The sequence below is a fragment of the Mycobacterium sp. 4D054 genome (assembly GCF_052245755.1).
Taxonomy (GTDB): domain Bacteria; phylum Actinomycetota; class Actinomycetes; order Mycobacteriales; family Mycobacteriaceae; genus Mycobacterium.
In genome coordinates, this window is record NZ_JBQQCF010000091.1 from 1 (window position 1) to 7,917 (window position 7,917).

Genomic DNA, 7,917 nt, shown 5'->3' on the forward strand with positions numbered 1-7,917 from the left:
GCCTGATGCACCGCCTCGGACGCATTCCGCCGGCCGAAGCCGAAGCCCGCTACTATTCCCAACTCGTGACCGGTAGACCGGCCGGATCACAGAAACCTGAGGGTGCATGAAACCCGGGACGGTTCACGTAGATCATCTGGGCCACATGGGGTGGCAGCCGCAACTCGACCCGGACCCGCTCCCGCACCCTGGTGGGTGGTCTGTCCATTGCCCGCCTCCGCTCGATTGCCGGTAGAGCACCGGCACGGCCTGAAGTTAAACCGGTACTTGCGATAATCGCGGTAGCCAGCATCTGCGCGTGTCTGGGCATCCGGCGCATCCTGAACTCAAAGCGGCACCCGCCAATTTCCCTCTGCAGGAAAGGTTTCCACCAAAGGTAATGTCGGCAGCAGGCTGACGTGCAGCGGAGTCGAAAGATGCCGGTTACGAAATGCAACACTGCTCGCCGCAGCAGAAGCGGGACCCGAAGATATCAGATCCCAGCACCGCCGACATAATGTGTTGTACATCACACTGTGGCCAGTAGGGTGGCGTGCCAACGGTTTTCCGCGGAGAACCGCCCTGGCCTAGGCGCGTCGCCCCTCAGTCCCCGTTAGCGTCGCACAATCATCACCGCTGCTGATCGACCGTCATCCACAGCAGCACGTCAAGGATCCGCAGATTCGACACCGCAGCAGGCACATTCGGGACAGCGCTGCGGATCTGAGGCAACCAGGTCCATATCGCGCGATCGTCGGCGGCGAGGACCGCTTGGAACTGTCGCCAGTAGTCAGAGGTGTCCAGTCCGGTGGCCTGCTCGACGAAGCTGTCCCAGATGGGTATAAGCCGTGGACGTTTGGCTGCGATGAGCTTGCTGGTCCGGGTTCTGCCCATTCCGTCGTTGCCTCGGCGGAGCAATTGCCACAGCAGGCTGGCAGGCCCACCGGGCACAAGGTCGTTGGGGTCGATGGTGATGATGTCGACGTCCACCGGGATTTGGTGCAGCAGAGCGGTGATCTCGTTGGCGTCGCGGCTCAGGAGGCGGATCGCCGCTTGGGCAGGGATGTTCACGCTGAGCATCGAGGCGGCGGCGAAGTCCGCTGGTCCAATCGAATTGGGATCGCTGGGTCCGAGGTGCGCACGAAGTTCGGCAGGTCGCAGGTCCACGACGCTCAGACGGCGTCGAGCCGCGTAACGGTGGCCGAAATATCCTCGACCACGCAGCCGAGTTGCAGATAGCTGACTGGGCGCCGCGCGGTCGCCGGCCACAGCTGCAGCCCCAGTTCGCCGTCGTAATGGCGTGGATGTTCCGGCTCCTCGATGCAGTACAACGCCAATCCGATCGCTTCGTAGAAGCGTGCGGCCGCATCGACGTCGCTGACGAACAGCGTCAGTTCACGAAGATCAACGGCCACGGGCGACGCTGAGCCACTCGATCCGATATCACCGGGGTTTCACTTTAGGGTTCACCCTGTCTGCCGATCGCGGTCAAGCGCAGCTGCCAATCGCTGGTCCAGGAAATCTTGGGCTGCTGATCCGCGTACATGGTTGGCGATCGCAGCCACCTCGCCCACTAATGCCAGCGCCACCGCTTTCCACCGTCCAGCAGTGTCTATCTCGTCGACGACGGCGACGAAGTTGTCCACAGCACCGCAATGAAATGCCGACACCAACCGTCGTGCGGCGCTCCAGTCATCCCGCATCGGCGCCTCGTTTCCCCAGTGACCGCATCGGGCACCGTGCCGGCCAGGACCGACAGATCTCCGAGCTCAGCTTTGGCGCGGTTGCTGCCTTGCGAGATATGCCGTGACTGCTGCACTACGACGATGGTCGGCCGGAACTACCCTGCCTGCCAGCTTGGCCGAGGCTTTCGTGGCTCGGCGGCCAGCGTTCCGAAGGGCCCCGTCCGACACGACCACCTTTTTCGGTGTTCGTTGTGCCACAACACACCTCTGTGAATCAGTAGGGAAAGTTGACGGTACCGCTGGCAAACAAGTCTGACGAAGGGGTTTTGCCCACATGTCGGTCGGGCCTGCGCAGTCGCCGCGGCGGGAGCCACAAGCCTCACGTCGCGTCGTTCGCGTCACCGCTGGAGGGGTGGGGGGTATGCCCGAGCTGGTTGGCGCACGTGGTGCAGAGGGTTTTGACCCGGACGTGACGGCTCTGGTGCAGTGTGCCGAGTTGGCCACATCGTTCGCAGACGGTGGCGGAGGCGCCTTCGGCGTCGTCGGTGATGGCGTCCATGGCGTCGAGTAGCTGAGAATCGGGATCGTCGCCGCTCGCCTGGCACTAGTAACGCAGGGTGCCGAACTTCTCCTTGATCTGGTGCACCCAATATTGGGGGTCGAGCCGGGCCAGCTCTGCGTCGATGGTGATCACGAGGGGGTGCCAGCCGGCGTCGACCCACAGCGGGCGACCCCACCCGTCTGGGATACGCCGCGGGCGCTACCCGCGCGTCCTCCGCTGCATCCCCACCGGCTGCCGCTTTCGGCCTCAGTCTGCGTATGACTGAGTGAGGTCGTGCAGTTGAGGTTCGTCCAACGCAGACAGCAGGCGGTTGATTGCGTCGCGCACTTCAGCGGTGAGTTGTCCGGTGCGGTCGCGTGTAACGGCGTCGGTGTACTGCCAGGACCGAGTGACCTGAATGCTCGGACGGACATCGAACTTCTCCATGGGCAGTCGGTCGGACCACTCGTCGAGGCTGCCCATCTCGGCGTCGGCTGCGTATCCGCGCTGGATGAGCCATCCACGGAACAGACTGTCGTTGAGTTCTTTTCGCGGTCGTCGGCCGGCTCGGCCGTCGGAGAAGTCGTCAACCCATTGGCGCACATAGGTGGAGCCAGGCAGCCGCCGCGTGGGATACCAGCGCTGCGGACCGCTGGAGCGCCAGAAGGCGAGGTGAAAGTTGCCTTGGACATGCCAGCCAGGCTCCTCGGTCAGCGCAATCAGCGCTTCGGCGCGATCGGGATGGGCATATACGCGCTTGTACTGGGGAGCGAGCTCGGCCGGCCAGGCGCTGAGCACGACGTTATCGCCTTCGATGTAGAGACTGACCCGATCGAAGGCCACGACCTGATCCTGTGGAAACTTCACACCCGCATGCCCGCCGACATCGCGAACCTCGGCAGTGAACCCGGTCGCCGTCTCAAGGATCGTGCGGAGACGGCGCAGTTGGCGGCCTGAATGGTCGCCGCAGCGTTCTAGATCGGTGTAGGGCAATAGGTCCCCAAAATTCATCTCGGCGTTATCGAAAAAATCATTGAGGACCGCAGCCTCTGCCGGACCCAGCACACCGAGCTCGACAAGGTTCCACCACCGGTCGAGCAAGTCCTGCCACCGCACCGGAACCCATCGTTTCGCTTGATGACCAAGTTGTTTCGTGTTGATCTCCAGAGCCTGCTGCTCGCTGGCGCTGGCGTACAGCTTGCTCTCGATGACGACCACCAATGCGGTGCCGTACTGGATCACGCCGTCATAACGAGCACGTCGTTCCGAAGCCACGTTGAGTTCGTCGGTTCCGGCGACGAGGTCTTCGTGCGGACCGAGGAAGACACTGACCAACTCGTCAACCGTGGGGTCTTCCACTTCGATGTCAAGCGCAACGAGCGATTCGGTCTGCATATCGAATCGAGGGCGCGGGAGCGCCGAAAGCCTCGGACAGTCGGCCAAGCCGAGAAACGCCTCTTGGCATAGGGGGACCAGCCGCATCACGATCAATGCGGCCCTGGTGAGTTGATCCTCATGTTTGGGATCACGATCGTAGGGCCGGAAAATGCTCAGGTGCTGGTCCACCGCCTGACAGTAAACGCTGCGTGAGATGACCCCCGGGACGACCGCCACATATTGACTCGCAGCCCACCTCGCACCACCTCGAATGGGCCCTCGGCAACGCCGAAGCGGCGAGCCCGCCCCGTTTGCCCAGCCGCATCCGGCAGAGTGCGGCGGATGTTTCGAGTTCACCGAGGGTGGCTGTTACCGAACGATGCCAAACTAGTTGTCGGACAACGCAATCGATTCGGGCTCGCCGGCGATCCGTCTTACAGTCTCCTGCTGCGCTTCGGTCAGCATGTCCTCGGTATAGCCATCGATCACAAGAGCCCACCACACCGTTCTCACGTTCGGACATCGAGGGCAACATCGGGGGCTGACGACGCCGAACTTGCCCATGCGCGGTGGGTAGTCCCATCCGAGTTCAAACGCAACGCTCGGGGTCAGGATCTCCTCAACCCCGCATACTTCGCAGATATGCCGCCACTGCGGTTCGGTGTCCGTCACGCGCGCCAGTCTCGCCTGCAGCGGTGACAGGTGTGCGAGGCGGACGAGGAGCGCCTCGACACCGCGCCCCAAGGGGTAGACCAGGCTCGATCGGACCGCCTGGGCCATTGACCGCGTTGGCGGCCTCAAGCCGTTCGCGGCGGCACCCCGGCGTCAGGAAGTGCGCCGCCGAGGTCACGGTGATCGTCACCGAGCTCACCGTGACAAACAACTTTTCCGCGCCGGGCAAGCGCGACCAGTTCACCCCCCGGCTACTATCCCCAGATCACCGTAAGCTGCACTTGCCCGGAGAGGACGCCGGCGAGGCTTACGCCAGCGGGTCCAGGCGCTGTTTCAGCACCTCGACAAGCACATGGGCGCTCACGTCGCCGACGACAGTCTCTGGCGCACCACCATGCCCACCAGGGCTTCGATCTCAACGCGTCGGCACCGATCATGCGCACTCAGAACCTGCAGCACCTCGGCGCCATGATCGCCGGCTGGGCCAAGCAGCCGCCAGCCGGGCCCTGAACATACGATTACCTGTTGTGACCGGCGAGGACATCGACGTACGGCTGCCGCGCCCGCTCTATATTCGGGAGCACCATTGGGCAGCTGTCAATGCAGAGGCTGACCGACTGCAACGTTCGCTGCAATCCAACGATGGCTCCCAGGCACTCGCGGACATCAAGTGTGTGGTGGAAAGCATCGCCCGCATCGTACTCGACGTCAACGGCACACCCGCGGACCCCAACGCTAGCTTCAGTTCTATTGTTGCGCAGGCAAACTCAACCCTCAAAGGGCAGCCCGGCGACGAGTTGGCGAATCAGACGGTGTTCGGCAACATGGCAACGCAGGCGGGCAAGATCGCCCAGAACCTCGGCGACATCCGCAATCAGTTCGGCGGCGGGCACGGTCGTGCCCGTACCCCCGTCCTTACCGACGAGATGGTGCGGTTGGCGCTCGACGGGGGCCTGCTGTGGGCGCGGTGGGCGCTACGGCGCCTCGGATACTTCACCGAGGGCCGGCCGGACTCCCTGATCGACGACCTGAACGGCAGTCCCCGAGCGATCTTCAGGTCCGGTGAGCTTGAGCGCCGACTCGTCTCTGCGAATCTGCCCACGTTGAGCGCCCAACACCAACGCGCGATCGGGGTCGCGGTCGGTCAGCGCGCAGCAAGTGGCACCTTCGTCGTGCACTGGGACGGGGTGGAGCCATGCCTGAATTCCGACGATCTGGCCATCTGGCCCCGCGACTACCGCCTCGGTGTCGCCTACGGACTCTGGTTCGACGCCGAAGGCAACGTCACATTCACGCCCGTCTCCGCCCGTGAGGCGTTGGCCATCCTCGACCCCGTGGGGGACTGCTCTGCCGACTTGGCGGATTGGGTCCAGAGAATCGCCGCGACTCGACAAGGCTGGACCCTTCCTGCGTGGGATGCCGCGGCGTTCGAAACCGCCGAGTCCATCCGCGGAAAAAATCGCAGCGACCTGCGCAGGAAAGCGACGTGCTCGACAAGCTCGCCGACCTGGTGTGCCCGTATCCGTTCTGAAGCAAGAGCCATCTCGACACATCGGCACTTTAGAAGTAGTTTAGATGTATGGATGTGGTGTCTTTTTCCGAGCTGCAGCTGCGCGGTAAGGCCACGGTCGAAGCGTGGCTGCAGAAGTCGGTCAACCGCGCTCTGGTGGTGCGGCGTCGGGATGCCGAAGATCTGGTGTTAACCACCGCATCGAGAGCGCGGCAAGCTCGTGAGGCATCGTCGGTGACCTCACGGTTGTTTGTTGCGTTGATGCAGCACGATCCGCACGTGCGGGATTTGGTGACCGACGTCGTGCCCCAGGTGTTTCCATGGGTGGCGTTTCTGTCTCGTGAGGAAGTGCGCGAGTTCGTCGTGGATTTGGTCTCGACGATGAAGGCGGCGGACTCCATCGACAACCCGGCGCCGGTTGCCCAGGTGATCGATGCCTGGCGCCATACCGCCGAGGTATTGGCCGATCCCGAGTTGGCTGCCGTCCTGTCGGGATCCAGCGACGGCGACTTCGGTGCAGTGCCTGAGCCGGGGGCCCGGGGGTAGGTGGCGGCCAAACGCGGAGATCGCGTCGCGCCGCCTGCAGGCAGCGGCGAATGGGAATTGCGGTTTGCCACCAGTGAGGCGGCAAAAGGTTGGGATGCGCTCTGCCAGCAAGCTGCTGCCAATACGGCGATAGCGTGGGGTGAACTGCGGAGGAGGCCCCAGCAATTGGCGCCGACCAGCAGGCATCATCGTTTGAAGGGCCGACTGGCCAGTGCTGCACACCGCGGGGTCGACATGGAGCAATGGCAGTACGAGGTCACCGGGGCCGGTCGTATCTGGTACTTAGTCGATACCGAGAACGGCACCTTGTGGTTACGTCATGCCGGTCCTGGCCACCCGAAGGACACCGAGTGAGCGCAGCCCAGCCGCTGTCGGCGGCGGTACGCGCCGAGGTGCTCACCGTGTGTCGGACCGCGTTCTACTACCGCGACGATCTGAAATCATTGATGCTGACCGCGGGTGTCCCGGCGGCGGTGTACAACCGCTACGACCACCCCGAGATTTCGAAGGTCAAGATCGCCCGCAGTGTGCTCGACGAACTGCACGAACTCGGCTCGGCGGGCTGGGCAGTGCAACGCAAAATCGTGGTGCAGCTCTGCGGAATGACGCGCCCAGCCAACGGCGTCGAGGACACCGCAGCCGGCAAAGCCGCCTTGGCGACCCTCAAGCAGGTGGTGTCTCACGAGGGCATCATCGTCGATTCCGAACAAGCGGCCATCAACGAACGCCGTGCCCGGGAAAGTAAGCGGCAGAAGCAAATCGGGGAACAGCAGCAGGAAATGCAGCGGTTGTTCAGTCGGTTCGCGACGCTTTCTGCACAGCAGCCACGCACCATCGGCGAACGTCAAACCCGCGGCTACGAACTGGAATCGCTGTTAGCGGATCTATTCCGGGCCAATGATCTGGACTACACCGGTTCGATTCGCCAGCCTGTTGCCCGTCGCTGTGGATGAGGATATGGGCATCATCGAGTTTGGTGACGAGTGGCCGATGGGAACGGCCCCGCTCGGTGTGGTGAGCGGGGCCGTGGTCGTCGTCGTGACGGGGTCGTCGTCGTGGTGACGTGGTGTTCGTCGCGGTGAAGCGACTTGGGTTCAGTCGGTTGCTGTTTCGCTGATGGCGATGCGTGCGGCTTTCTCTCCGACGATGGAGTGACCGGCGGCGAACGCGGCGGTCAGGGCGTGCAGGGCGAGGTTGTTGACCGCGCGGGGGTGCCCGCGCGAGGCATTGTGGATCAAGGTGATCGCGTCGTCGGCGAATAGGACGTCGGAGCGGCCGGCGATTTTGGTGTGGTGGTTGATGTAGTCGGCGGTGTCGTCTGGTGTCATGCCGGGCAGGGTGTAGCGCACTGCGATGCGCTGGTCCAGGGCGGCCAGGACTCCGAGACGTAGCCGGTGGCGCAGGGTGGGTTGGCCGACGAGTACGACGGCGAATGGGGATCCGGAGTCCATGTCGTGGTTGGTCAGCAGCCGGATCGCTTCTAGCCCGGATTTTGCGTGGTAATTGGTGTGGGTTCGGTGTGATGCCGAGTTGTGTTGTTGGGTAGTGGTTTTCGTGTGGTGGCGTAGAGGTGCTGTCCCGTGTCGCCGGGTGGGGCGGGCTTTCCT

9 protein-coding genes and 1 pseudogene are annotated in these 7,917 nt (G+C 63.4%); 4 read left to right on the top strand and 6 right to left on the bottom strand.

The window, feature by feature from the left end; genetic code table 11:
- Window positions 1-609 precede the first annotated feature (609 nt).
- From ACTWP6_RS29280 to ACTWP6_RS29300, 5 genes are all read right to left on the bottom strand, one after another.
- A complete protein-coding gene (locus ACTWP6_RS29280) occupies window positions 610-1,146 on the bottom strand; it encodes a DUF6308 family protein (RefSeq protein WP_443189510.1) in 537 nt (178 codons plus the stop codon).
- A gap of 5 nt (window positions 1,147-1,151) precedes the next feature.
- Window positions 1,152-1,394 (bottom strand): VOC family protein, encoded by a 243-nt coding sequence (locus ACTWP6_RS29285; protein WP_235065343.1) that lies wholly within the window; start codon window positions 1,392-1,394, stop codon window positions 1,152-1,154.
- Between the two features lie 51 nt (window positions 1,395-1,445).
- Complete coding sequence (locus tag ACTWP6_RS29290) at window positions 1,446-1,682, bottom strand: hypothetical protein (protein WP_443189511.1); 237 nt, start codon at window positions 1,680-1,682, stop codon at window positions 1,446-1,448.
- A gap of 790 nt (window positions 1,683-2,472) precedes the next feature.
- Window positions 2,473-3,771: a hypothetical protein gene (locus tag ACTWP6_RS29295; RefSeq protein ID WP_443189512.1), complete on the bottom strand. Its 1,299-nt coding sequence runs from the start codon at window positions 3,769-3,771 to the stop codon at window positions 2,473-2,475.
- A gap of 198 nt (window positions 3,772-3,969) precedes the next feature.
- Window positions 3,970-4,254 (bottom strand): hypothetical protein, encoded by a 285-nt coding sequence (locus ACTWP6_RS29300; protein WP_443189513.1) that lies wholly within the window; start codon window positions 4,252-4,254, stop codon window positions 3,970-3,972.
- A gap of 527 nt (window positions 4,255-4,781) precedes the next feature.
- Between ACTWP6_RS29300 and ACTWP6_RS29305 the strand changes: the two genes are divergently transcribed.
- Genes ACTWP6_RS29305 through ACTWP6_RS29320 form a run of 4 tightly spaced genes read left to right on the top strand, consistent with a single transcriptional unit; the run spans window position 4,782 to window position 7,263 of the window.
- Entirely contained in the window at window positions 4,782-5,957 is a 1,176-nt protein-coding gene (locus tag ACTWP6_RS29305) for a hypothetical protein (protein WP_443189514.1), read from the top strand.
- 41 nt (window positions 5,958-5,998) lie between these two features.
- The gene (locus tag ACTWP6_RS29310; protein ID WP_443189515.1) at window positions 5,999-6,310 is read left to right on the top strand and encodes a hypothetical protein; all 312 of its coding nucleotides are present in this window, start codon (window positions 5,999-6,001) and stop codon (window positions 6,308-6,310) included.
- Window positions 6,311-6,664: a hypothetical protein gene (locus ACTWP6_RS29315; protein WP_036464300.1), complete on the top strand. Its 354-nt coding sequence runs from the start codon at window positions 6,311-6,313 to the stop codon at window positions 6,662-6,664.
- A gap of 47 nt (window positions 6,665-6,711) precedes the next feature.
- Entirely contained in the window at window positions 6,712-7,263 is a 552-nt protein-coding gene (locus tag ACTWP6_RS29320; RefSeq protein ID WP_443189516.1) for a hypothetical protein, read from the top strand.
- Between the two features lie 141 nt (window positions 7,264-7,404).
- Here the strand turns inward: ACTWP6_RS29320 and ACTWP6_RS29325 are convergent.
- Window positions 7,405-7,794 (bottom strand): annotated as a pseudogene (locus ACTWP6_RS29325) (ExeA family protein); the annotation flags it as partial.
- Window positions 7,795-7,917 lie beyond the last annotated feature (123 nt).

Excerpts from the sequence above, each read along its gene's own strand:
- ACTWP6_RS29290 (WP_443189511.1), bottom strand. The coding sequence starts at position 1,682 with ATGCGGGATGACTGGAGCGCCGCACGACGGTTGGTGTCGGCATTTCAT.